Origin of the sequence: Streptomyces decoyicus, from assembly GCF_019880305.1 — a bacterium.
GTDB classification, from domain to species: Bacteria; Actinomycetota; Actinomycetes; order Streptomycetales; family Streptomycetaceae; genus Streptomyces; species Streptomyces decoyicus.
The window spans coordinates 888,802-912,509 of the sequence record NZ_CP082301.1 but is presented as its reverse complement, the minus strand read 5'-3'; the positions used below and the strand labels follow the sequence as shown (position 1 = coordinate 912,509).

The window sequence follows — 23,708 nt, the reverse complement described above, 5'->3', positions numbered from 1 at the left end:
GACACCGCCCGCCCGGCCCGCGGACGTCAACCTCGTGCCCCGGCCCGCTTGGCCGGACTCCTGCTGACGCCACGGCTGGGGCAAACTGGGCCGGTGGCGAGCAACATTCCCGAGGAGTCGACCAGTTTCGTGGGCCGACGAGCCGAACTGCGCCGGATCGACGAGGAGTTGACCGAGCACCGGCTGATCACCCTGACCGGCCCCGGTGGGGTGGGCAAGACCCGGATCGCGATGCGGGCCGCGCGCGCGGCGGCGGCGCGGTTTCCCGACGGGGTCTGCTGGACCGACCTGTGGCCCCTCCAGGGCACGGGGCGGCTGGTGGCCAGCGTCTGCGACGCCGTCGGGCTGGCCGACCACACGGCGCGGACGCCGGTGGCGGTGCTGTGCGAATGGCTCGCCGACAAACAGCTGCTGCTGGTGCTGGACTCGTGCGAGCATCTCGTCGACGCCTGCCGCGACCTCCTCGGGGATCTGCTGACCGCCGCCCCCGCCGTGACCGTACTGGTCACCAGCAGACAGCCGCTGGACATCGTCGGCGAGTGGACCACCGAGATCGGCCCGCTGTCCTGTACCGGCGACAACGACGCACTCACCCTGTTCACCGAACGGGCCGGAACCGCCGCCCCCGGCGTGCAGTTCGCCATCCCTCCGCATGCGGAGGCCGCCGCCGTCATCTGCCGACGCCTCGAAGGCATCCCGCTGGCCCTGGAACTCGCCGGGGCCCAGCTCGCGAACAGCTCCGTCGAGCAGATCGCCGAGCGGCTCACCTCCCGTTTCGACACCCTCGACGGCGACCGGCCGGTGCGGCTGCCGCGGCACCGGACGCTGCGCTGCGCCATCGGCTGGAGCCATGAGCTGTGCGCACCGCTGGAACGGCTGTTGTGGGCCCGGCTGTCCGTCTTCCGCGGCACCTTCGACGAGGAGTCCGCGAGCGCCGTGTGCGCCGGGGGACCGCTCACCGAACAGGGGGTCCGCAGCACGCTGGCCGCACTGGCCGCCAAGTCGGTGCTCACCCGCGAGGGCACGCGCTTCCGGATGCTCGACACGCTGCGCGAGTACGGCCGGATGTGGCTGACCGAGCTGGACGAGACGACGGAGCTCGCCGACCGGCACGCCGCGCACTTCGCCGCCTTCGGCCGCCGCGCCGAACTGGGCTGGCTGGGCCCCGAACAGGTCGGCTGGTACGGCAGGGTCGCCGAGGCCCACGTCGACCTGTGCACCGCACTGGACCACCTCCTGGTCACCGACCCGGAGCGCGCCCAGGAACTCAGCGGCTCCATCGGCTTCTTCTGGAGCTGTTGCGGTCATCTGCACGAGGCCCGTGACTACGTCGCCCGCGCCCTCGCCGCCCACCAGGGCCCCGGCCCGGCACGCACCCGGGCGCTGTGGGCGCTCGGTGTCGCCGTACTCCTCCAGGGCGATCTGCCGCTGGCCGACGCCCTGGGGCTGGAGTGCTCCCGGGCGGCGCGGGCGTCCGACGACGCGGAGGCGGTGCTCCAGGCCGGCTACCTCATCGGCCTCACCCACCTGATGGCCGGCCGCCCGATGTCCGCGCACACCGTCGCGGACCAGGTCCTCGGCCCGGCGCCCCGCACCCCCTTCGACTCTCCCGGACGGCTGCGCTGCCATCTCGTACGGCTCTTCGCGCTCACCGGCCTGGGCAGGCTCACCGAGGCCCGCGCCGAGGCGACCGCGCTGCGCCGCGGCTGTGTGCAGCGCGGCGAATACTGGAGCCGCTCCTATATCGACTACCAGCTCTCCCTGATCTCGCTGTTCCAGGGCCGGCCGGAGGAGTCCGCGGACCACGCACGGGCGATGCTCGCGGCCAAAGAGGGCATCGGCGACAAGTTCGGGATCGCCCTCGGCCTGGACCTGTTCGCGGCCGCGGTGGCGGCCCAGGGCGACGGCGCGGCGGCCGCCCGTCTCTACGGAAGCGGCCAGGCCATCTGGCGCACCGTCGGCCATCCGCAGCGCGGCACCCCGGAACTGCGCGCGGTTCGCGAGGAGTGCGAGCAGCGGGCCCGCGCGGCGATCGGCGACGAGGCGTACGCCGACCTCTTCCGCCGGGCCAGCGAGGAACGCCCCGGCACCTCCCTCGCCCGGATCCTGGCGGGCGAGCTCTGACCGGCGGCGATCCCCGGTTCAGACCACGGAATCGCCGGCCAGTTTGTACAGCAGCTCGTAAGCGGTGGTGATCATGTGGCAGCTGCGGCCGCGGCGGGTGGCCAGCGCGACCAGCCCGGTGTGCGACGCCGGGTGGTAGCCGAGGAACGCCTGCTGGCCGAAGGTCGCCCCGACATGGAAGTACAACGGTCCCTGCGGAGCGGGATGCTGATACCACGTCAGGGTATGGGTGTTGCGTTTGCGCCAGCCGCGTCGCAGCAGCGGCACCTGGACGTCGCGCAGCGGCCGCGCCAGTGGCGTGTCGTCGGGGGAGAGGTGCGCCTCGAGGTAGGTGAGCAGATCGCCGGGGGTGGAATGGACCGACCCGGCGGCGACGAAGGCGCCCATGTCGGCGCTGCCCACCGGCGTCACCCCGTTCGTCCGGTGGCCGATGGCGTCGGTGCCGGTGGTGCCGGGGCCCAGCGTCGTGTCGGACAGCCCGAGGGGTCGCAGCACCCGGTCGGTGAGCAGGGCGGGGTAAGGGGCGCCCGTGGCGCGGGACATGGCCGGGCCCAGCAGGGCCAGACCGAGGTTGGAGTACCGCCAGCGGGTGCCCGGCCGGTGCCGCGGCCGGGTGCGGGCGAAGGCGTGCAGCAGCCGCTCGGTGTCGTAACGGGCATAGCCGTTGGCGTAAGGATGCAGCAGCGCGCCGGCGACCAGGTCGGCGGGGATCCGCGGCAGCCCCGAGGTGTGGGTGGCCAGGTGCCACAGGGTGATCCGGCGCGAATTCGGGTGCGGCAGCGGCAGCTCCGGCAGATGGGCGGCCAGCGGATCGTCCAGGGACAGCACGCCGTCCCGGGCCAGGTCGGCGAGCAGCAGCACGGTGAAGGTCTTGGACAGCGACCCCAGCTCGTAGCGCAGCGCATGGCGGGGCGTGGGCGGTGCCAGCGCCGAGCCGCCGGTCATCACGGTACGCCGGCCGTTCCGGGTGACCCCCACCACGACGTCCGGGGCATCGATCAGGGCGACCGCGTCCGCGAGGCGGTCACCGAGCGCCGGTCCGGGGCGGTCGGGGCTCATCCGACGGCGGACAGGGCCCGGGAGGTGGCCATCGCGGAGGCGAACGCGGCGACCAGGGTGGGGTGGTGGACCAGATCGAAGACCCGCGCGGCGTCGCCCTGCGGCATCCGGCGCTGGATGGGCATCGCGCCGGTGGGCGACTGTGCGGCCGCGTACCGCTCCCACAGGCCCGCGTCCAGTGTGGGCCGCGGCAGACAGGCGTCGACGACGAGGAGTTCGCCGAGCAGATCCCAGTGTTCGAGGTCCGCCCAGTCGTCCATCCAGGCGGGCAGATACCGCGTGAGGTAGTCGGCGATGGCCGGCGGGATGCGCTCGGGGGCCTCGCCCCAGTTGGTGAGGTGGAAGACGGTGTGGGTCAGGTCATAGGCGATGTGCAGCTGCACCGTCCACGGTTCGGCCAGCTGCCCCAGCCAGGTGCGGTCCACCGCCCGGTCGAAGTCGCTGCTGGGCGGCAGGCCCAGCTTGCGTTCCGCATTGAGCACACCGAGCCGCCGGTTGGGCATCATCTCCAGTGCCGTCCACGTCGTGGTGCGCCGGCACACCTCCAGCGCGGCCTCCAGCCCCGGGTGGCGGTGGCCCAGTTCGTGGAAGGTCGCATAGACCTCCAGGGGCACGGGGGAGAGCGGCTCGTCGTGCTGGAGCCGGGCCAGCACATTGCCGCCGTCCAGCAGCTCCCGCCAGGCGAAGTCCAGCAGCTTCCCGGCCCGCTCCTTCTGCCGGGATCCGGCGACCCCCTCCCGGAACAGCACCTGCATATTGAGCGCCAGCTCCCCGATGGGCTTGAGCCGTTCGACGACCGCGCCGTTGGTGGCGAAGTCGTCGGGGGTCAGCCGGAAGTGCTCGCGGTGGTCGTCGAGCCAGGTCAGGGCCCGGTCGCCGACACGGTGCAGCAAGGCGGGGGATGCGGCCGTCACGGTCACGGGGCTGTCTCGCTTTCGCAGGGGGTCCGCCCGCCCGCCATCGCCGCATCCCCGGCCGGGGGACCGGTCTCGGCCTCGTCGGAGGCGATACGGGCGAGGGTGGCGGCGAACGCGGTCACCAGGGTGGAGTGGTAGCAGGCCGTGAACGCCTCGGCCGGGTCGTCCGTGGTGGGCGCGGGGCCCAGCTCGGGCACACTGCCGTCGGCCGCTTGCAGGTCGGCCAGCCGCTGCCAGGCCACCGGGTCGTACGGGGCCGCGGGCAGGCAGGCCGTCACGGCCAGAAACTCGCCCACCAGGTCCCACAGCTGTTCCTCCATCCAGTTCTCCAGCCAGGAGGGGAGCCACAGCCGCAGATAGCCGGCGAGTTCGGGGGCCAGCCGCTGCCGGTTGCGTCCCCAGTCGGTGAGGTGGAAGACGTCATGGGTCACGCCGTACGCCGCCTTGCGGTCCAGCGCCCAGGGCTCCGGCAGCCGGCCGAGGCCGGTCAGTGCCAGCACGGCGCCGAAGTCGGCGTGCCGGCGCAGTCCGATCCGTCGCTCCGCGTTGAGCACGCTGAGCGTACGGGTGTGGTCCTCGCGCGCCACCCGCCAGCCACGCAGCCGCGTCGTGGTGTGCACCAGATCGTCGACGTCTGCATGGCGCAGCCCGGCCTGGGCGAAGACTCCGTAGAGCTCCACCGGATAGGTGGCGAACGGCTCACCGCGGATCAGCTCGGCGAACAGCTCACCGTCGCGGGTCTCGTTCCAGGCGAACGCGAAGAGGCCGCGGGCCGTCTGCCGGATGTCGTCCCGCGGGTGCAGTACTCCGATCAGCTGGGTCAGTTCGGCCAGCTCACCGAGTGGTTTGAGGGTCAGATTGGGATCGGCGTCCGTGGTCACGTTCGGGGGCAGGCAGAAGAAGGGGCGCGCCTTGTCCAGCCACCCCAGGCTGTCGCGGACCATCCGGTCCAACAGCCTGGGGTCGCCCCGGCCGCCGGTCACCAACCCCGTCCGTAGAAGCGCTGGGCGGCCACGACATGCAGCGCCACCCGGGGGTCACCGCAGCCCATTTGGCGGACGAACGCCAGACCGCTGTCGAGCCCCAGAGTCTGCGGAGCGTCGGGCAGCCGGGCCAGCCACCGGCCCAGGCCGGCTGCCTGCAACCAGTCCCGGCGGCGTACCGCCCGGACGAAACCGCGGGCCAGATCATCGGCGCGTGTGGTCAGCTGCTCGGTGAGACCGGGTGCCAGCCCGGGCAGGGCGAGCGCGGCAAGCTGTGACACGCGATGAGAAAGTTTCGGCCAGGGGTCGGCCTCGACCCATCCGGCCGCGGCCTCGGGTGGTGGCGGCCATTGCTGTGCGCTTCCGGGCAGAAACGCATGCGAGGCCTCGACCAGGCCCCGGTAGCTCCACACCGATACCTCCGAGGCATCTGCTCCCGGCGCATAGGCCGTGAGCGCCTGCCGGACCACCGCCTCGTCGTCCGCGCCGACGGGCGCCCCGAGGTGGTCCATTGCGTAGGGGGCGAGCGCATCGGCGCCGAGCACCCGGAGGGCGGCCGGGGCCAGTGCATCGCTCTGCCGCAGAATGCTCGACAACGCAAAAGGGTCGCCCTCGCCCCGCAGGGCGAGGGCGACCCCGGTTGCGGCATCGGCAATCACAGCGCTGAGCGGGACTGCTCCCTGCGTCTGTTCAGCCAACGCTTTCCCCTCAGCCTTAGCGGACGTCAGTCTTGGGCCGGGGGGTGGGCGGCGAGATCAGGAGCAGCGCAGCAAACAGCAGCGCCCCTCCGCACTCGCGGGTATCGCGGAAAACACCGTCGGCCTCGGCGGGTTCAAGCAGTCCCTCGACCTCGGCGGCCAGGGCGGCCGTCTCGACCGGCGCTGTGCGATCCGTAACCATGCGATCAACTCCTTCGACGAATGGGATCCCAGATTCACATCGGCATATTTCCGACGCAAGGGGACAAAAGCGTTAAAAAGCAATCTTTCGGGTGTCGGTAAGTGCCGCCCCGCCAGCCCCCCATCCCTCAACTTCCTTGCCGTGCACGGCTGATGGAAATTCCTCCGACGCGTCAGGCGGGCGTACGGGGCGGTTGCGCCAAGGGTGGCGAAGCCGCACTGATGGGGGATGGGGCTGCTCTGTTCGGATGCATCCGCCCGGACGCGCACGCGTACCGCCCGTGCCTCCGCGCGGCATCAGGCGCCATCGATCGTGTTTGGCCGCCGGGCCCCTGCTCTGGCATCATGAAGAAACGGAACATCACTCCGCTTGCGGTACGGAACACTGCTCCGTGTGGGCAATCGCGAGAGTGAAGGGAGTGGCGCGGTGAACGGCAGCGGCGAGGACGCGGAGCAGGTGCCCCGGCCCAAGCGGACGGACGCCCGGCGCAACAAGGAGACTCTGCTCGACGCGGCCGCCGCGGTTTTCGTCATGTCGGGCGTGGAAGCGCCGGTACGCGACATCGCGGCCAAGGCCGGCGTCGGGATGGGCACGATCTACCGCCATTTCCCGACGCGAGCGGATCTCATCATCGCCGTCTACCGGCATCAGGTCGAGGCATGTGCCGAGGCCGGTCCGGCCCTGCTGGCGACCAGCGCGACGCCGTACGCCGCACTGGAGCAATGGATCAATCTCTTCGTCGACTTCCTGGTCACCAAGCACGGCCTCGCTTCCGTGCTCCAGTCCGACAACGCCGGCTTCGAGACGCTGCACTCCTACTTCCTCGACCGCCTCGTGCCCGTGTGCACCCGGCTGCTCGACGCCGCAGCCGCCTCCGGCGAGATCCGGTCCGACCTGGAGGCCTACGCGCTCATGCGTGGCGTCGGGAACCTCTGCATCGGCGCGGACAACGACCCCCGCTACGACGCACGTCCTCTTGTCGGGCTCCTTGTCGCAGGACTGCGCAGGACGCACTGATCCGCCCGGTCCGGGCCGGAGGCTGTGCCGAGGCCCTGAGGAATTGTCAGTGGGCGCTGGCACGATCCGCGTATGAACTCGAACGCGACTGCCGCTGACTATGCCTGGCTCGACGAGGACCTCCCCGGTCTCACCGAGGCGTACTGCCTCACCTTGGTGCGAGGGCTCGCGCCCGAGGAGGTGCTGCGCCGGATCGGGGCGCGGGAGGAGCTGCGGATCACCGGAGTCGAGGAGTTGGCAGAGCCCGCATACGACGCGTGGGACGAATATGACGGGGAGCGGATGTTCGTCGGCGTCACGTCGGTCGGCGACTGGGCCCTGATGGTGGAGTACAACGGGTATCTCGGGGTCACGGACGAGGTGTCCGTGCCGCTCTCGCGCGGTACCCGGCTCGTGTCGCACTTCCGCAATGTCAACGCGCTGGACCATTTTGACTGGATCGAGGACGGCGATATACGCGTCACCTTCGAGCCGCTGTTCGCGAACCAGCGGCACGGCAGTGCCCCGGACAGCCTCGTGGCGGAGATGCGCGGTGTCGGCTTCGACCTCGGCGACAGCGAGGACGGGGGCTGCGAGCTGCCCACCGAGGCCGCGTTCGCGCTGGCGGAGCGCCTGACGGGCGTGCGGCTCACCACCGAGGTCCTGGCCCCCGCCACCTTCCTGTGCGGAATGGCCGCGCTGCCGCCGCGCGGCTGAGGTGACCGGGCCCGTCGCCAACCGAGGCCACCGTCACGCCTGCTCGCCCTGGCGAGGAGGATGCCGGTCGGCCACGGCCGCCTCTTTCCTCACCCTTGCTCGGTCGATGAACCATGCGCCCAGCCCCGCCAGTACGGCCGCCCCGGCCCCGTACACCGGCAGCCACAGAGTCGTAGTGGCTGACAGGCATTCGGCAACAGCCTTATGGCTCTGGACCGCCTGCGCCTGGGCCAGGGCGGCGCTGTCGCGACCTGCCAGGCCCGCGAGCATGGCCTGTACCTGGAGACTCTCGTACCTGCCCACGTCAGGACACGCACCACGAGTGCCCGGCATCGGAAACAGCCACGCCCAGCGCTGGAGCATGGGGGCCAGCACGATCGCCACGCACAGGCCGACGACCAGCGAATACGCAGTCAGATTCCTTATGTACACAGATCCGAGGCCGGGCCTCCAGGCCGGCAGCCGGTAGAAGGAGAAGATCACCGCAAGGAGCGTCACCCCGATGTATGTGGCGAACCACTGCCAGGAACCCTGCGCGAGTGTGGCCGTCAGCACGGCGGCGAGCGCGATGCCGATGACACCGGACTGGCCGGTAGTGTCACGTCCCTCGCCCAGGGATGCCGATGGCCGGGTTGCTTGAAGGCCGGGGTGGTCGCCCATGGTCTCTCCCGCTGCTTCGGAGGCCATCAGCATCCGGGCACATCGCGCCCCGGCATGGCGCCATGCCGGACCGGCGTGGAAGCCCCGCCCGGTTGGCGGGGCTTCCACGCCCGACGCTCCCGTAGGGCCCCGAGCCGCATGCCTCGTGCCCTCAGATGGCCGGCGCGTGGCCGACGGCTGCCGGCCGCCCCCGGTTCGAGGCCGGGGCACGGAGCCCGCTCTCGGCGGCCGGCGTTACAGCACCCGGTCGGCGCGGGGCAGGGAGCGGACGGCGTACGCGACGGCCCAGCACAGCGGGAGGGCCAGGGCGGCGACGAGGGCGAACTTGGCGGCCGCCGGGACGTGCAGCCAGCGGAAGGCGTAGCCGAGCCCGACGAGCACGGCGGCGTGGGTGAGGTAGACGGCGAAGGCGTGGCGGGAGAGGAACCCGGCGGCGGGCCCCTGCCGGTTGAGACGTTCGCGGAACAGGACGGTCAGACCGATGACGAGGCCGACGGCGAACGTCGACTCCCATGCGGCGGCGACCAGCGACTGCCAGGTGCCGTGTCCGCCGAGCGTGCTCTCCTTGGCGGTGAGGACGACGGGAAGGTACGCAAGCGTCGCGGCGGTGGCGACGGCGAAGCCCACGCGGCCCGCGGCGCGGGAGAGGGCCTGCGGCCAGCCGCGGCGGTGGGCGAGCACGCCGAGAACGAAGAAACTCGCGTACTGCGGCAGGAAGCTGGGGGTGGGCAGGCCCAGGACGGGGACGTAGGTGCCGTCGGGTACGACGCAGCGCCACAGGTACGCCGCGAGGGCAAGGGCGAGGGTGAAGGCGACGATGGCGAGGGGCCGCGGGGCCCGTGCCGTCTCGCGGCCGGCCGGTGCGGTGAGGCCGGGCAGGCGGCGTGCGCCGAGGCGGCGGACGAGGAGGTAGAGGACGGCGAACACGAGGAGGACCTCGACGAACCACATCGGGCCCGCGTCCCAGCTACCCACGTAGTAAGCCCAGTAGGGAAGGGATTCGCCGCGTTCGGCGAGAGTGGCCCGCATGTCTGCGTACCCGCCGAAGCCCGTGAGAGGACGTATCAGCAGGAGGAAGGCGAGCAGCGGAATGCCGAGCCGCTTGAGGCGGTCGCGGAAGAACGGGCGTGCGCCCTTGCGGTCGTAGGAGGCCGGTGTGAAGTACCCGGCGATCATGAAGAAGAAGCCCATGAAGAACGCCTGGTTGAACATGACGAAGGCGTCCAGGAGCAGGCCGGAGCCGTCCTTGGCGGGCTCCGTGTAGTACCAGGCGGGGATGTTGCCGTAGGTGACGGCGGTGTGGTGCAGCACCACGAGCGCCGTCAGCGCGATACGCAGATTGTCGATGTAGAGCAGCCGGGCGCGTCCCGGTTTCTCGGGCGCCGGCTCGGGCGTCGGCTCGGGCGCGGCCTTCACCGCCGTGCGTTCCAGGTCGTCCGTCATGAATCTTCTCCCCGTTCGGTGCATGTCAGTGGTGGTCCGTACGTTCCGTGCGATCCGCGCGCGTGGCGTGCTCGAAGATGCCGGCGAGTTCGCGGGCGTAAGCGGCCAGGTCGTCCCCGGGATGAGCGCTCCAGTACGCGAACATGTTGTCGACCCCGGCCTGGAGGCTGACGGCCATGACGCGGACGTCGAACGCGCGGAACTCACCGCTCCGCTGGCCCTCCAGGAACACCTTCTCCAACGCGACATAGAGCGGCTCACTCGACGCGACGCCGTAGCGCGGTGCCCCGTCAGCGGTGCGGAAGTGGCTGAAGATCTCGCCGAGCGCGGTGAGCTGGGTCCGGTGGCCGAGCATGTACTCGGCCACCGACTCGATATAGACGCGCAGCCACGCGGTCGCCCCGGCCCCCTCGTCCAGCCGGGCCCCGACAAAGGCGCCGATCTCCTCATAGACCTGCTCGACGACCCGCTCGATCAACTCGCCCTTGCCTGCGAAGTGGTACGAGATCACGCCCTTGCTGATCCCCGCCCGCTCGGCGATCTGCGCCAGCGAAGCCTTCGCGAACCCCTTTGCCGCGATGGTGTCGACGGCGGCGTCGATGATCTGGGCGCGACGCGCCTTCTCGATGAACGAGCGCTCCGGCTCCTGCGACGCCCGCTCGCCCCTCCCGGCGCCGGACTGGCCGCTCGGCTCATTTTTTGACCGCATGGCCAAAAGATTAGCCATGCGGTCAACTGCTGTCCAGTTTGGTCACCTTGAGCAGCTCGCCACTCACCTGGCCAGCGCCTTCTTGCCGCCGCGGCCCGCGCGACAGCTCCGCCGTGCGGATGTGGGCCGTCGACGGCACCTGGGAACGGGTGGTCACCGCGCTGAGGGCTCAACCCGACGAGGGGCCGTAGCTGTCGTCGTGCGCCCGCCAGGGATTACGGGACAGCCCTTAGCCCCAGGTGAGCGGGTCGAGATGGAGGTAGAAGCGCAGGCGGTCGTGGTCGAGGGCGATGCCGTACCTCTCGGCGAACGCCACGTCCGCGGCCCGCGCCCGCTCCTCGTCCGGCCATGTCTCCCGCGCGTTGGCGAGCAGCAGTGCCAGGTCGGCGTGACGGTCGGCCAGCCCGAGGCGGCCCAGGTCGATGAAGCCCGACACGTTCAGGGTCTGCGGGTCGAGGACGATGTTGGGCAGGCACAGGTCCCCGTGGCAGACGACCGTGTCGGCGGCTTCCTGGTCCCGCCGCCGCGCGACCTGCGGGGTGAGGCGGGCCAGCAGTTCCGTGGCCGGTGTGTGCTGCTGCTCGACGGGGAGGAACTCCGGGTTCACCGCCGCGCGGGTCACGACGTCGCGCGCCACGGCGACCATGGCGTCCAGGTCCCGGCGGAACGGGCACTGCCACACGGGGACTTCGTGTAGCTCGCGGACCGCGTCCGCGATGCGTCCCCAGGAATCTCGCAGGTCCGCGACGGACACCTGGTCAGCGGGTACGCCGGGGACGGCACTGGTCACCAGGCAGGCGCCTGCGTCACCGGAGTGCCAGTCGAGCACCCGGGGCCCCGCTACGCCGCGCTCGCTCAGCCAGGCGACCCGGTCGCGCTCGTCCTTCAGCCCGGCCGAGTCCGTAGCGGGTACGCACTTGGCGTACCGGGCGGCGTCCGCACTGCGAAAGACGGCGGCTCCCGACTCGCCGGCGGTGACGGACAGCCAGCCGCCGCCGTCACCCGCCCCGAGCTGCACCGGCGACACGGTCCGCGGCCCGGGATGATCGCTCATGGCGGCCACTTCAGCGAGCCGGCCCCGCACCCCGGCTCGGGTCCACAGGACCACCGCCCCTCACGCGGTCAGAGCATTTCCGACCCGAACAATCAGAAGCTGAAGCTCATCAGCGCCGGCGACTCCAAGCGGGCCGTGGCGTCGAAGAAGCTCACCAGCGCCTCGTAGTTCCCCTTCAGATACTCGGGCCCGTCTTCGTCCTCGGGCTCCCAGATGTGGGGGTACACCTCTTCCTCGGTCATCCGAACCGGGTCGTAATGGGTGGTCAACCGCTCCCACGGCAGCGCCCCCAGCCTCTTCGCCAGGGCCTGGACGTCCTCGACACTCCAGCCGAACAGCGTGCCCTCGTCGTCGATCGGGTGGCCGTCCATCAGGAACTCAAGGGGCTCACCGGCCTTGCCGAGCAGGAACTCCAGGCCGGCCCAAGCCTTGTCGAGGTAGACGTCGGGATTGTCCGGCCGGAGCTCGTCGACCTCCCAGAGGAACTCCCTGGCCCACTCGGGGTCCTTCTCGGCCTTGTCCAGTTCCTCTGGTGTCACGCGCGTGAACGAGATGACCATGCCCATGAAGGCAGCCCCCATCAGTCAATTCGATTCGATTCGAGTCGAGACGAGTCGGTTTCGATCCATCGTTTCTACGCACGAGTGTTCCATGCGCCACTGACAGTGCGAGCGTAGGCGGGGAGCCGGGGCGTCGAAGGTCGCGCTGTCGCGAGCCCCCGTTCCGGGACGTCACTGCGCTTCGGCGGCGGGTCGCGAAGGGCGCGTCTCGGAGCGCGGATCAGGACAGCAGGTGCCCTGTGTGGGAGAGGCGGCGTGCCGTGGTCAGAAGGGCGTGGATCTGGGGGCCGGCCTGGTCGATGTCGGTCACGGGTGTCTTGAACGGCAGCCGGACGTCGTGGTGGGTGTGCGGGTATTCGAGGCGCAGGGTCACGCCGTAGCGGTCCATCGCCACCGGGAGCGCGCGCAGCATGCCGCTGTCCGGATGGGGGCGGACGAGGCGCAGTAGCAGCGGAACGACTGCGCTGTGGTCGTCGACGAGGTGCGTCAGCATGCCCGCTTCACTGGTCGCGATCGGGTCGAGTTCGGTTGCCTCCAGGGCGTGGAGGGTGACGTAGGTGCGTCCCTGGGCGTCTTCGAGGACCGCCTGGCCGAACTCCATGCAGGTGCTCTTCGCGGCCTCCGCGTCGTACGGGGCCGCCAGCACTCCGGTCACCTTGACGCGGGCGCGTACCCGGTCGCGGACGGGAGTGGGGGCGATGTCGGTGAGCTCCAGCCGGACCGGAACGCGCGTCGCCGTCTGGGCACCGGTGTCCTCGAACGGCGCGTGCAGGTGGAAGTGGCCCATCGCCCCCGCGCCGTCGAGACGGCGCACTTCGGTGTGGATCCCGTCGCTCACCACGGTCATCGAATGGGCGGCGGCCAGGATCGACCGGACGCGTTCGGCGGCAGTCGGTGCGGTGGCGCGGGCGCTGAAAGGACGCATCCAGTTCTCCAGGCACGAGTAGGGGAGAGGCGAAGCAGGACTACTTAGGTAAGCCTAACCTAATCATCGAGGAGGGGGGTGGGGGGCTGCGCCACCTGGTCAGGGCTGTGGGCCGGTGTGCGGGGTGCAGACGCCCCTGGCCTGTCACCCGTCGCGGGTGCGCCGGTTTCCCCGTACTCGCTTCCGTCAGCCTGCGAGCGGGAGAAACTGGCACCACAGTTGATCGACCGCGTCGAGGGAGCATCATGGAGCTGCCGTCGGTTCCCGCCAGTGTCACCGCAGTGATCATTTCCGGGAAGCTGCCGCCGGAATGCGCCGCATTCTTCACCCCTGGTGGAGCGTTGACCGACGAGGCGGACTGGTCCCATGTCGCGTCAGCCGTCGACGCATACCTGGCGTCCGGCGACGTGGACGGGAACCTGCGAGGTGTCCTGGCGCTCGCCGGGGCGTACGGCCGCCTGGACTCCCTGGAAGACTGCCCGGAACCGGACGACATGGACGAGGGCAACGACCGGGTCGTCGGGCTACTACAGGAAGCCGAAGCCCACGGCGTCGACGAGGACGAGACCTCTGAGCTGTGGTGGTATTCCGAACGCATGCGGAGCCGCGCAGCCGAGTTCAGGGACTACCTCGCGGAAATGGACGCCTACGTCGAGAAGCACGGGGCGACGCCGTGGGGGCGGCTGGAGGCGAAGCTGGGGCAGGCGCACGACCTCTACTCCGCCGGCGATCGTGCCGAGGCACTCGCGGCTTTCCGTGAGGTCGCGGAAATCAGTCCCTGGGAAAGCGAGTTCAGCGGCTGTTTTGACCGCGTCGACGTCGGCTGGTGCCGTCTGCTGCACGACGCGGCCCACGTCGACGGACCGGAGGCGGCGCGGAGCATTTGGCAGGAAGCCAGGGCGCATTACCGCGGGGCGAAGTTTCCCCTCACGATGCACTCCTGGCAGTTGGCCGAGATGCTGTTGAACACAGGTGTGCCGGACATCATCGAGGTGATCATTTACGAGTGGCTGGAGGCCGCTGAGAAGGCCGGGACGTCGGATGTGCCGGTGACCGAGGAGGAGCACCGCATCTTTGAGCTCGCCCTGGCCGAAATCGAGGGACTCGGAGCGTCAGGTAGCAGCCACCAGTAGATCCTCTCCGGTTGACGGGCGAAGGCCGTCGGTCCGATCGGCGAAGTAGCGTTCCGCGAGCATGCTTCCCGGCACGTGGTGGGCGTCCTTGAGGCCGGCGTCGCGGGCCAGGGCCAGCATCTCCTGCGGGGCGTAGAAGCTGATGAACGGCGTTCCGGCTGCTTGCGCCTGTGGTTTGGTCGCCTCGAGTGCGGGGCGGTCGGCGTCATCGACGAGTTCGGACGGCAGCATGAACGTCATGGCGAGCGTCGAGCCGGGGGCGAGTCCGGCGAGCCGGCGCAGGGTCGCCGCGGTGGCGTCTTTGGTGAGGTACATGGTGACGCCGGTGCAGACGACGATCGCCGGCCGGCCGGGATCGAAGCCGGCATCGGACAGCTGCTCCCACCAGTCAGCGCCCGCCTCGAAGTCGACCGGCACCAGCCGCAGCCAGTCGGGGATCCCATAGCCGAGGTCGACCAGTCGTCGGCGCTTCCAGGCCTGGGTGCCCGGCTGGTCGATCTCGAACACCCGTAGGCGGGAGGCGATCTCCGGCCTGCGCTGGGCAAAGGTGTCCAGCCCGGCCCCCAGGACGACGTACTGCCAGACGCCGTGGCCGGCCTGCTCGGCAACCAGGTCCTCGATGAATCGTGCACGGGCCACAATGGCCGCCCGGAACCCGCTGGTGCCGCGCGGATCCATGTCCGGGCGGCGCCGCCAGCCCTCATCAGGGGCCGCCAGCTGGAGTCCGATCTCGTCCTCGATCACGTGGGGCGGCGAGTCGACCTGCACGTGCATCGCCCGCCAGAGGGCGACCCGCACTGCGGTACTGTCCGGCACCTCGTTCTGCTCGTCCGCCATGACGTCCCCTCTCCTCACGGTCAGTTCCTGGCCGGAGCCTGGAGGCTCCACAGGCGCCCGTCGGGGTCACGGACCGTCATCTCCGTGGTCCCGTAATGGGTGTCCTCGAACGGCGTGACCACCTCGACAGCAGGATCGGGACGGAACGTCTCCGCATCGGCCACTTTCAGCACGATCTGCGTCCGGGGCTCCCGGTCCTCGGGGACCTCGGCGATGAACACGTAGGGGCCGTCGCCGTTGCGGAGTTGGCCGGAGTTGTGGTCCGTCGAGAACTGCAACTCGAAGCCCAGGGCCTGGAAGAACTTCGCCGACCTGCCCCAGTTGTGGGTCTCCAGGAACACGGCCTCGATACCTTCGGTCGCCATATCAGCTCTCCTTCTCGGACGATTGCTGCCGTTGCCCATGGGTGTCGTCGAGGTAGGCGCGCAGGGCGGCTGCGACCAACGCCGAGAGGGACGAGCCCGACTCGATGGCGTGATATTTGACCTGCTTGATCAGCCCGACCGGCAAGTACACGTTGAACTGCTTGACCTCTTCGTCACTCACAGGGCAATGCTAGCAATCTAGCGAGCTAGCAAGCTAGTCCCTGCCACATCGGGCAACGGCCTTGCACCGGGCTGCGCGTGACAGCCCGTGCCCATGAGTGATGGCCTTGCGGTGTGGGAGGGCGCATGCTCAACGGGCCAGGTGTCCGGCGGGCGGCAGGCGTCGGCCTGTGGCAGTGGTTCCGGGGCTACTGGCGGAGGCGTACATAGGGGTGTCCGGCCGGTGCGGGCCACGCAGGGCCTAGAGTGCCAGGGTGCCGACGTACAGCATTGGTCAGGCAGCTGGGCTGCTGGGTGTGAGTTCGGAGACCGTCCGCCGCTGGGCCGATGGCGGGCAGTTGGGGATGGGCCGGGGCGGCGCGGGAAACCGGGTGATCGACGGGGTGAGCCTGGCGGCGTTCGCCAAGGAGCGTGCCGAGGGCCTGCATCCGGTGCCGGGCGAGGTGCTGACCTCGGTGCGGAACTCGTTCGCGGGAATCGTCACCAAGGTGACCCTCGACGATGTGATCGCCCAGGTCGAGATCCAGTCCGGGCCGCACCGGCTGGTGTCGGTGGTCAGCAGGGAGGCGGTCGAGGAACTCGGGATCGAGGTCGGGGTGACCGCCACCGCCCGGGTGAAGTCCACCAATGTGCACATCGACCGGGCGGGCGACCGGATGTGAGCCCCGGGCGCCGGCCGTGCCCGTGCGGCCCCGGAGCCCTCAGCGGCAGAGCAGCGCCGCCTGCAGATCCAGTTTGTGCTCGAGCCGGGACAGATCGCGGCCGGTGAGCGTTTCGATGCGCTGGATGCGGTAGTGCACCGTGTTCACGTGCAGATGCAGTGTCTCGGCGGTCCGTGCCCATGACCCGTGGTGGGTGAGGAAGACCTCCAGCGTCTCCAGGAGCATCCGGTGCGAGGCGCTGCCGGCGCGCGCCAGCGGGCCCAGCACCCGGTTGCTGAAGGCCGTACGGACGACGGCCGGGACCCCGGCGAGCAGGGCGCCCAGAGTGCTGAGGTCCTCGACGGAGGTCACCCGGGCACCGTCCGGGCGCTCGGCACGGGCCGCCGCCAGTGCGTAACGTGCCTGGTCCAGCGCGGAGTTGAGGCCGTCGGGCGCCGGTACCGGGCCGCTGACCCCGGCGTGCAGCGGCGTCTGCGGGCGGCAGGCGTGCACCAGGGGCCACAGTTCGCCGAGCGGGAGGCCGTCCCCGGCGTCGGGGTGGGCACGGACCACGGCGACCGCCTCGCCGCCCGGGACCCTGCCCACCGCGAACGGCACACCGGGGGAGTGCCGCAGCGCCTCCGCCAGCGCGCTCACCACCTCGTCCCCGTCCGCACCGCCTGACGCGGCCACCACCCGGTACGGTCCGGTGGGCGGCAGCCCGCAGGCGTGCAGCGCGGCCTGGAGCGCCGCAGCGTCGGCCGACCCGGCCCCGGTGAGCGCGATCAGCTCGTCCGCCGCCCGCCGTTCGGCCGCCTGCCGCAGTTCGACACGGTGGCGGTACTGGGCCATGACCTCGGCGATCTCGTGCAGCACCCGCGGCGGGGCGTCGGCCGCGTCCCGCAGATGCAGCTGCCAGCCGTCGTACGGACCGGCCACCCCGCCGATCCGCAGGATGGTGCCGGCCGACGACGTCAGCTCCCGGGCGGCCCGCTGTGCGGGCAGGTGCGGGGCGGCGGGCGTCCGGGCGATCACCCGCCCGGTCGCCGTCAGCAGGTAGCAGGGCGGACCGCCCAGGTGGGCGAAGGCACCGTCCAGCAGGGCATCCGGCGCGGCGTTCCCGGCGATCAGACCGGCGAGTTCGGTGCGGACCTTCTCCGGCAGCGCGTAGTGCTCGCCGGGGCGTCGGCTCGGATCGCCCCACTGGCGCAGGTACACCGCCTCCGTGATGGCACGGAAGGTGGTGTGCGCGGGCACCGCGATCAGCGCGATGCCCAGCTCACGGCAGGACTCGACCAGGACGTCGGGCACCGTGCCGTGGGTCTCCTCGCCGGCCAGCAGCGCGGTGGCCCCGGCGGAGTGCAGCGCCGAGACGAAGCGGTCGGCCTTCGCGCGGCTGTCGCCGGGCGTCCACCACACCAGTCCGCTCAGCACCAGCTCACCCGGCTGGACAAAGCTGGCCGGGTCCTCCAGTTCGGTGCCGGTGACACCGCTGATTTCCCGGGTGAGCAGGGGGCCCTCGGCCCACAGCAGGGTCAGATCGAGCGAGTCGAGCTGGAGGAGATCTTGGACGTGCATGTGCGGGCTCCTTGGGCGGCTGCCGGGCGCGGACCCCGGCATCTCACATTCACGAGGCGAATGCGCATACAGGCATCGTAAATGCCAGCCGATTCAGCCCATAGCCCTCTTGGTTTTTCCTCCAGATCCTGGGCCTGGGAGTGGTGTTCTGAGCCCCTTCGGACCCATGGCCCCGCCCTCGAAGAGCACTGCGCCGCCGGGGCTGTGCCGGGCCGGCCGGGCGGCATCGGTCGCGCGAGGGGGCGGTGCGAGGGGTCGGTGTGAGGGGGCGGTGCGAGGGGGCGGTGTAAGAGATCGAGGCAAGGGATTTGGTGTGAAAAGGACCGGACGGCGGTGCGCGGCGTCCGGCGTGCTTCCGGTTCCTGAGGTACGGCCTTCTCGTCCCCTTTTTCCTCACATCAGCGAGGTAAAAAGGGCGAGTGGGCTGGCATCCATGGTTCGGGTGGGGGCCGTCCGGGCATCACAGGGAGGCAGCCGCCGCGCGGATCGCCTCAAGGGGGTCTCGAATGAGCCGACTCGGCCCGCCGTCCCGCACCACTGCCGTACGCCCGCCGCCCGAGGACGGCATAACTGCCCACCCCCGGCGCTTCGTGATCCGCGGTCAGCTGCGCTGTCCGCTCGCGCTGACCGTCGCGGAGCTGCGCGAACGGTGGCCGCAGCGGCGCGCCGAGGTGGTCTTCGACTGCGCCACGAACGGGCCGCAGCACCACACCTTCGAGGGGCCCCTGCTGCGGGAGGTGATCGCCGAGGCGGGCCCGGCCTTCGACGCCCGGCGGCGCAAGGACCGCTCCCGCTACGTGCTGGCGGTCACCGGCCGGGACGGGCACCACACGGTGCTCTCCTGGGCGGAGCTCGATGCCGACTTCGGCGACGCGCCGGTCCTGCTGGCCACGGCCATGGACGGGCGGGCGCTCGACGCGGCGGGCAGTCAGCTCGTGGTGCCTTCCGACCGCTGCGGGGCGCGCTACATCAGCGCGATCACGGGCATCTGGTTCGGGACCTGCGCCCCGCTCGAAGCGTCTCCGGGACTGTCCGGGGGACCGGTGACGGCCGCTCCCTGACCGCACTTGTGGCCCCCTGGCCGGCACCCGTGTCTCCCTGGCCGACGACGACCACTCCCTGGCGCACGCCGGCCCCTCCCTGACCGGCACAGCCTGCTTCCTGACCGGCGCCCGAACGGCCGAAGTTCCCCTTCATGCAGGGGACTTCGGCGGGCCCGGTGCTCAGTCGGCGGCGAGCGCGATCTCAGTCGACTTGATCAGCGCGGTGACTTCGGCGCCGGCGGCCAGGCCCAGGTCCGTCACCGCGTCCTTGGTGATCGCGGCGGTCAGCTCTCCGCCCGCGACGGCGACCTTGACGCCGGCCATCGCGCCGCCGGTGGTGACGTCGGTGACGGTGCCGGGGATCCGGTTGCGGATGCTGACGCCGTCCACCGCACCGGTGGCGAGCGCGACCTCGGTGGACTTGATCAGCGTGCGCACCGCGGAACCCTCCTCGATGCCCAGCTCCGTCACCGCCTCCAGGGTGATCGCCGCGGTGACCTCCTGGCCGCCGTCCAGACGGACCTTGACGGTCGCCATGACCTCGCCGGGGGCGACGGAGGAAACGGTGCCGGAAAACTGGTTACGGATGCTCAGGCTCATGGAAATGCCTCACCGGGGAAGGGGAAAGCCGGGGTGGAATGTCGCGTTTTCCCTGCTCTGTCAGCTGCACTCTAATCACCCGCCGCCCCGCCGTCCGGGCACGCATGGCAGGCGTCAGGGGGATATCCGAAGGTGCCTGGAAAGGCGCCTGGAAACCGGAGGTGCGGGGGAATTCCCTTGAGGTGTGCCGGAGGGCCGCCGGGTGGACGGCGGCCTTTCGTTCCTTTCTCCAGGGGCCTGGCATCTGCCCAATAACTTCGCCTGAAGGATTGCAACTGCGAGCTGACACTGCATATCTTGTCGCACATGCAGTCCTATACGATCGGCCAGGCGGCGCGGCTGCTGGGCGTCAGCCCGGACACCGCCCGCCGCTGGGCGGACGCCGGCAAGGTCGCGACCCACCGCGACGACGGCGGCCGCCGCCTCATCGACGGCCGTGATCTGGCCGCCTTCTCCATCGAGGTGGCACAGACCGGCACCGCTGAGGACGACGCCTCGTACACCTCCGCGCGCAATGCCTTTCCGGGCATCGTCACCGCTGTCAAGCTCGGCGATGTCGCCGCCCAGGTCGAGATCCAGGCCGGTCCGCACCGCCTGGTGTCCCTGCTGACCCGGGAAGCGGTGGAGGAACTGGGCCTGGAGGTCGGCATGCAGGCCACCGCCCGCGTGAAGTCCACCAGCGTGCACATCGACCGCACCTGACCCACCGCGGCCGTACCCCAGCCGATCCGCAACCACCGTCCCCCACCGGCCGGCTGCCTCACACCAGCGGCGTCGCCCGTCCACGGCGCGGCTTTGCCCATCTGCCCGGACGACGCCCGTCGTCCCGCGTTCCAAGGAGTCCCGCCACATGTCCCAGCCCTTCTCCGGACGCCGTGCCGCCGCCGCGCTCGTGACCGCCGCACTCCTCCTGCCGCTCGCCGCCTGCGGCGGCAACGACGACAGCAAGAAGGACGCGGGCAGCGAGAAGTCCGGCAGCAGCGTCCCCAAGGCGGACCTCACCGTGCTCGCCGCCTCGTCGCTGACCGACGTCTTCAAGAAGGCCGGCGCGGTGTACGAGAAGGAGCACCCGGGCACGAAGGTGAACTTCTCCTTCGCCGGCTCCCAGGAACTGGCCGCCCAGGTCAAGGAGGGCGCGCCCGCCGACGCCGTGGTCACCGCCGACACCAAGACCATGGACGGCATGAAGGTCGACGTCGGCACGCCCACCGTCATCGCCAAGAACCGCCTGGTCATCGCGACCGGCGAGGGCAACCCGAAGAAGATCGCCAACCTCAGGGACCTCACCGCCGGCAAGCTGAAGGTCGTCCTCGCCGCCTCCGAGGTGCCGGTCGGCCGCTACGGCAAGCAGGTCCTGGACGCCCAGAAGCTGAAGGTCAAGCCGGTCTCGCAGGAGCCCAACGTCCGCGCCGTGCTCAGCAAGGTCGAGCTCGGCGAGGCCGATGCCGGCCTGGTCTACAAGACGGACGCCGCCACCGCCCCCAAGAAGGTCGACGCCGTCGACATCCCCGACGCCCAGAACGCCGTGGCCTCCTACCCGGCCGCGACGCTGAAGGCCTCTCAGCACCAGGCCGCCGCGGCCGCATTCGTGAAGTGGCTCAGCACGCCCGAGGCACAGGCGCTCCTTCAGCAGGCCGGCTTCCAGAAGCCGTGATCCGGTGCGGCGCGCACGGACCGTCCGGCCCGGGGGAGCGGCCCGGCCCGTGCGCGCCGCCGTACACCGGCCCGGCCCGCCCCGATCCCAGGGACCCCGATGAGAAGCCCCCGCACGCTCGCCCCGCCCCCGGCCGGCAGGCTCCGCGCGCCCGGTACCCGTACCCCCCTCGCGCTGGCCGTGCCCGCGCTGGTCGCCATCGCGTTCTTGCTGATGCCGCTGGTCGGCATCCTCGCCCGGACCCCCTGGAACGACCTCGGCACCCACCTGACCAGCCCGGACGTCCTCGAAGCGCTCCGGCTGTCGCTGGTGGTCTCGTTCTGTGCGCTGGGGCTGTCGCTGCTGCTGGGGGTGCCGCTTGCCTGGCTGCTGGCACGGGTCAGCTTCCCCGGCAAGGCGCTGGTCCGCTCGCTGGTGCTGCTGCCGATGGTGCTGCCGCCGACCGTCGGCGGTGTCGCGCTGCTCCTCGGCTTCGGCCGCCGCGGACTGCTCGGCGGCTGGCTGGAGAACACCTTCGGCATCGTGCTGCCGTTCCACACCTCCGGCGCGGTGGTCGCCGCCACCTTCGTCGCGATGCCGTTCCTCGTCATCAGCCTGGAGGGCACACTCGCCGGACTGCGCACCAGCTACGAGGAGACCGCGGCCTCCCTCGGCGCCTCTCCCGTACGGGTCTTCTGCACCGTCACCCTCCCCATGGTCGCCCCCGGTCTCGCCGCCGGCGCCGCACTGACCTGGGCCCGCGCGCTCGGTGAATTCGGCGCGACGATCACCTTCGCCGGCAATCTGCCCGGCACCACCCAGACCCTGCCGCTCCAGGTCTACCTGCTGCTCCAGGGCTCCCCGGAAGCGGCCACCTCGGTCGCGCTGCTGCTGCTCGTCATCGCCATGGCCGTGCTGGTCGCTCTGCGCGGCCGCTGGACCGGCGGCACCACCGACCGCGCGGCCCGCCCCGTCCGCGCCACCGACGACACCGCCCCGGCGTCGCCGCCCGCCACCGGCATCGAGGAGCCCGTCACGACGTCCGCGGCCCCGGAAGAACGCTGGCCGCTGCATGCCGAGGTCACCGGCTTCAACGAGCTGACCCTGGACGCCGGTCCGGGCACCACCATCGCCGTCGTCGGCCCCAACGGCGCCGGCAAGACCACCCTGCTGCGCGCCCTGCTCGGCCTCACCCCACGCGCCCGCGCCACGCTGCGCCTCGGCGCCACCGACGTCACCACGCTGCCCCCGCACCGCCGCGGCGTCGCCTGGGTCCCCCAGGACGGCGCCCTCTTCCCGCATCTGTCGGCCCTGAGCAACACCGCCTACGGACTGCGCGCCCAGGGCACCCCGCGCCCCGAGGCCCGCCGCGCGGCACAGCTCTGGCTCGACCGGCTCGGCGTCGGCCCGCTCGGGCACCACAAGCCCGCCCAGCTCTCCGGAGGCCAGGCGCAACGTGTCGCACTGGCAAGGGCGTTGGCCGCCCGCCCGCGTCTGCTGCTGCTCGACGAACCGCTCGCCGCGCTCGACCAGACCACCCGCGCCCATGTCCGCCACACCCTGCGCGGCCATCTCGCGGGCTTCGGCGGCGTCTGTCTGATCGTCACCCACGACCCCGTCGAGGCGGTCTCGCTCGCCGACCGCGTCCTCGTCCTCGACGACGGCCGTGCCCTCCAGGACGCGCCGCCCGCCGAGGTCACCCGGCACCCGCGCTCGCCCTGGGTGGCCCGGATGCTCGGCCGTAACGCCTGGCCGGGCACCGCCACCGGTGACGGCCTTGCGCTCACCGGCGGCGGCCACCTCGTCGCCGCCGACCGGCTCCCCGACGGTGCCCGGGCACTGGCGATCATCGCCCCCGAGGCGGTGTCCGTGCACCTGGACAAGCCCACGGGCAGCCCCCGCAACGTCTGGCCGGGCACCGTCCGGGAGATCACCTCGGCGGGCAGCCGGCTGCGGATCCTCGTCACCTCGGACGAGGCCCCCGACCTGGTGGCCGAAATCACCCCGTCGGCGGCCCTCGAACTCGGCCTGGCCGACGGCGTGTCCGTATGGACCAGCGTCAAGGCCACCGAGGTCTCCCTCGTGACGCTCTGAGCGTCGGGGCGGCCCTGAGCGTCGGGGCCGGGCCGGCCCGTCAGTGCGGCGTGGCCGCCGGCTCCAGCACGAACACCGGGATCCGGCGGTCCGTCTTCTCCTGGTAGTCGTCGTAATCGGGGTACGCCTCGACGGCGCGCCCCCACCACAGGGCCTTCTCCTCGCCGGTGACCTCACGGGCCGTCATGTCCTGGCGCACCGGGCCGTCCTGGAGCTCCACCCGTGGATCGGCCACGACGTTGTGGTACCAGACGGGGTGCCGGGGCGCGCCTCCCATGGAGGCCACCACGGCATACGTCCCGTCATGCGCCACCCGCATCAGCGGGCTCTTGCGGATCTTTCCGCTCTTCGCGCCCCGGGTGGTCAGGACCACGACCGGCAGCCCTCGCATCGTGGTGCCTTCCTCACCACCCGAGCTCTCGTACAGCTCGACCTGATCGCGCACCCACTGCTCCGGGCTGGGCTCGTACTCACCCTGAAGAGGCATAGCGTCCGTCCCCTCGACGACGACAAGCGTGGCGTCGGCCGCCTCGGGGCATGCGTGCCGCCCACGACCG

General features: G+C 71.2%; 26 protein-coding genes. 9 read left to right on the top strand and 17 right to left on the bottom strand.

Translation table 11 applies throughout. The annotated features are described in order from the left end of the window. Positions 1-93: 93 nt before the first annotated feature. Positions 94-2,124, top strand: coding sequence for an ATP-binding protein (locus K7C20_RS03820; RefSeq protein WP_053209080.1), 2,031 nt, complete (start codon positions 94-96; stop codon positions 2,122-2,124). A gap of 18 nt (positions 2,125-2,142) precedes the next feature. On the opposite strand, the gene K7C20_RS03815 is transcribed toward K7C20_RS03820, so the two are convergent. Genes K7C20_RS03815 through K7C20_RS03795 form a run of 5 tightly spaced genes read right to left on the bottom strand, consistent with a single transcriptional unit; the run spans position 2,143 to position 5,983 of the window. Continuing rightward, on the bottom strand, positions 2,143-3,183 hold the full coding sequence (locus K7C20_RS03815; RefSeq protein ID WP_030083299.1) for a serine hydrolase domain-containing protein: 1,041 nt from the start codon (positions 3,181-3,183) through the stop codon (positions 2,143-2,145). Then, the gene (locus tag K7C20_RS03810) at positions 3,180-4,103 is read right to left on the bottom strand and encodes a DUF6895 family protein (RefSeq protein ID WP_030083297.1); all 924 of its coding nucleotides are present in this window, start codon (positions 4,101-4,103) and stop codon (positions 3,180-3,182) included. The genes K7C20_RS03815 and K7C20_RS03810 overlap by 4 nt, the downstream gene beginning before the upstream one ends. Beyond that, positions 4,100-5,083 (bottom strand): DUF6895 family protein, encoded by a 984-nt coding sequence (locus tag K7C20_RS03805; protein ID WP_030083295.1) that lies wholly within the window; start codon positions 5,081-5,083, stop codon positions 4,100-4,102. The genes K7C20_RS03810 and K7C20_RS03805 overlap by 4 nt, the downstream gene beginning before the upstream one ends. After that, on the bottom strand, positions 5,080-5,781 hold the full coding sequence (locus K7C20_RS03800) for a hypothetical protein (protein ID WP_245171074.1): 702 nt from the start codon (positions 5,779-5,781) through the stop codon (positions 5,080-5,082). The genes K7C20_RS03805 and K7C20_RS03800 overlap by 4 nt, the downstream gene beginning before the upstream one ends. A gap of 16 nt (positions 5,782-5,797) precedes the next feature. Then, positions 5,798-5,983 (bottom strand): hypothetical protein, encoded by a 186-nt coding sequence (locus tag K7C20_RS03795; RefSeq protein ID WP_030083291.1) that lies wholly within the window; start codon positions 5,981-5,983, stop codon positions 5,798-5,800. A 426-nt stretch (positions 5,984-6,409) separates the two neighbouring features. Here K7C20_RS03795 and K7C20_RS03790 point away from each other — a divergent pair, with 426 nt between their 5' ends. Both K7C20_RS03790 and K7C20_RS03785 read left to right on the top strand, forming a co-directional pair. Continuing rightward, positions 6,410-7,000, top strand: coding sequence for a TetR/AcrR family transcriptional regulator (locus tag K7C20_RS03790; RefSeq protein ID WP_030083289.1), 591 nt, complete (start codon positions 6,410-6,412; stop codon positions 6,998-7,000). A gap of 72 nt (positions 7,001-7,072) precedes the next feature. Then, the gene (locus tag K7C20_RS03785; protein ID WP_030083287.1) at positions 7,073-7,696 is read left to right on the top strand and encodes a DUF6461 domain-containing protein; all 624 of its coding nucleotides are present in this window, start codon (positions 7,073-7,075) and stop codon (positions 7,694-7,696) included. Positions 7,697-7,729: 33 nt separating this feature from the next. Here the strand turns inward: K7C20_RS03785 and K7C20_RS03780 are convergent, their stop codons facing one another. The 6 genes from K7C20_RS03780 to K7C20_RS03755 form a co-directional block, all read right to left on the bottom strand. Further along, the gene (locus K7C20_RS03780; RefSeq protein ID WP_245171072.1) at positions 7,730-8,383 is read right to left on the bottom strand and encodes a hypothetical protein; all 654 of its coding nucleotides are present in this window, start codon (positions 8,381-8,383) and stop codon (positions 7,730-7,732) included. A 207-nt stretch (positions 8,384-8,590) separates the two neighbouring features. After that, on the bottom strand, positions 8,591-9,799 hold the full coding sequence (locus tag K7C20_RS03775) for an acyltransferase family protein (protein WP_078953110.1): 1,209 nt from the start codon (positions 9,797-9,799) through the stop codon (positions 8,591-8,593). A gap of 25 nt (positions 9,800-9,824) precedes the next feature. Further along, positions 9,825-10,508, bottom strand: coding sequence for a TetR/AcrR family transcriptional regulator (locus K7C20_RS03770; protein ID WP_030083281.1), 684 nt, complete (start codon positions 10,506-10,508; stop codon positions 9,825-9,827). Between the two features lie 229 nt (positions 10,509-10,737). Continuing rightward, on the bottom strand, positions 10,738-11,562 hold the full coding sequence (locus K7C20_RS03765) for an APH(3'') family aminoglycoside O-phosphotransferase (protein ID WP_030083279.1): 825 nt from the start codon (positions 11,560-11,562) through the stop codon (positions 10,738-10,740). Between the two features lie 92 nt (positions 11,563-11,654). Further along, positions 11,655-12,143 (bottom strand): YfbM family protein, encoded by a 489-nt coding sequence (locus tag K7C20_RS03760; RefSeq protein WP_048829647.1) that lies wholly within the window; start codon positions 12,141-12,143, stop codon positions 11,655-11,657. A 199-nt stretch (positions 12,144-12,342) separates the two neighbouring features. After that, on the bottom strand, positions 12,343-13,047 hold the full coding sequence (locus K7C20_RS03755; RefSeq protein ID WP_030083275.1) for a DUF2470 domain-containing protein: 705 nt from the start codon (positions 13,045-13,047) through the stop codon (positions 12,343-12,345). A gap of 245 nt (positions 13,048-13,292) precedes the next feature. On the opposite strand from K7C20_RS03755, the gene K7C20_RS03750 reads away from it, so the two are divergent. After that, a complete protein-coding gene (locus tag K7C20_RS03750) occupies positions 13,293-14,180 on the top strand; it encodes a hypothetical protein (RefSeq protein WP_030083273.1) in 888 nt (295 codons plus the stop codon). Here the strand turns inward: K7C20_RS03750 and K7C20_RS03745 are convergent. The 3 genes from K7C20_RS03745 to K7C20_RS03735 are packed head-to-tail and all read right to left on the bottom strand — an operon-like array spanning position 14,160 to position 15,563. Then, positions 14,160-15,017 carry a class I SAM-dependent methyltransferase gene (locus K7C20_RS03745; RefSeq protein ID WP_030083271.1) on the bottom strand — a complete coding sequence of 286 codons (858 nt, stop codon included), beginning with the start codon at positions 15,015-15,017 and terminating at the stop codon, positions 14,160-14,162. The genes K7C20_RS03750 and K7C20_RS03745 overlap by 21 nt on opposite strands. Before the next feature lie 20 nt (positions 15,018-15,037). Next, a complete protein-coding gene (locus tag K7C20_RS03740) occupies positions 15,038-15,382 on the bottom strand; it encodes a VOC family protein (RefSeq protein ID WP_030083269.1) in 345 nt (114 codons plus the stop codon). Between the two features lies 1 nt (position 15,383). After that, positions 15,384-15,563: a ribbon-helix-helix protein, CopG family gene (locus K7C20_RS03735; protein WP_030083267.1), complete on the bottom strand. Its 180-nt coding sequence runs from the start codon at positions 15,561-15,563 to the stop codon at positions 15,384-15,386. Between the two features lie 253 nt (positions 15,564-15,816). On the opposite strand from K7C20_RS03735, the gene K7C20_RS03730 reads away from it, so the two are divergent. After that, positions 15,817-16,224, top strand: coding sequence for a TOBE domain-containing protein (locus tag K7C20_RS03730; RefSeq protein ID WP_030083265.1), 408 nt, complete (start codon positions 15,817-15,819; stop codon positions 16,222-16,224). A 39-nt stretch (positions 16,225-16,263) separates the two neighbouring features. Here K7C20_RS03730 and K7C20_RS03725 read toward each other — a convergent pair whose 3' ends face one another. Then, the gene (locus tag K7C20_RS03725; RefSeq protein WP_053209079.1) at positions 16,264-17,781 is read right to left on the bottom strand and encodes a PucR family transcriptional regulator; all 1,518 of its coding nucleotides are present in this window, start codon (positions 17,779-17,781) and stop codon (positions 16,264-16,266) included. Between the two features lie 506 nt (positions 17,782-18,287). Here K7C20_RS03725 and K7C20_RS03720 point away from each other — a divergent pair. Next, complete coding sequence (locus K7C20_RS03720) at positions 18,288-18,842, top strand: molybdopterin-dependent oxidoreductase (RefSeq protein ID WP_078953108.1); 555 nt, start codon at positions 18,288-18,290, stop codon at positions 18,840-18,842. Positions 18,843-19,004: 162 nt separating this feature from the next. On the opposite strand, the gene K7C20_RS03715 is transcribed toward K7C20_RS03720, so the two are convergent. Beyond that, positions 19,005-19,424 carry a TOBE domain-containing protein gene (locus K7C20_RS03715; protein ID WP_030083259.1) on the bottom strand — a complete coding sequence of 140 codons (420 nt, stop codon included), beginning with the start codon at positions 19,422-19,424 and terminating at the stop codon, positions 19,005-19,007. Positions 19,425-19,730: 306 nt separating this feature from the next. On the opposite strand from K7C20_RS03715, the gene K7C20_RS03710 reads away from it, so the two are divergent. The 3 genes from K7C20_RS03710 (at position 19,731) to K7C20_RS03700 (ending at position 23,151) form a co-directional block, all read left to right on the top strand. Beyond that, a complete protein-coding gene (locus K7C20_RS03710) occupies positions 19,731-20,126 on the top strand; it encodes a TOBE domain-containing protein (protein ID WP_053209103.1) in 396 nt (131 codons plus the stop codon). 148 nt (positions 20,127-20,274) lie between these two features. After that, positions 20,275-21,078, top strand: a complete 804-nt coding sequence (modA, locus tag K7C20_RS03705) for a molybdate ABC transporter substrate-binding protein (protein ID WP_053209078.1) — start codon at positions 20,275-20,277, stop codon at positions 21,076-21,078. Between the two features lie 99 nt (positions 21,079-21,177). Continuing rightward, positions 21,178-23,151, top strand: coding sequence for an ABC transporter permease (locus K7C20_RS03700; RefSeq protein ID WP_053209077.1), 1,974 nt, complete (start codon positions 21,178-21,180; stop codon positions 23,149-23,151). A gap of 40 nt (positions 23,152-23,191) precedes the next feature. On the opposite strand, the gene K7C20_RS03695 is transcribed toward K7C20_RS03700, so the two are convergent. Beyond that, on the bottom strand, positions 23,192-23,638 hold the full coding sequence (locus K7C20_RS03695) for a nitroreductase family deazaflavin-dependent oxidoreductase (RefSeq protein WP_030083248.1): 447 nt from the start codon (positions 23,636-23,638) through the stop codon (positions 23,192-23,194). Positions 23,639-23,708 lie beyond the last annotated feature (70 nt).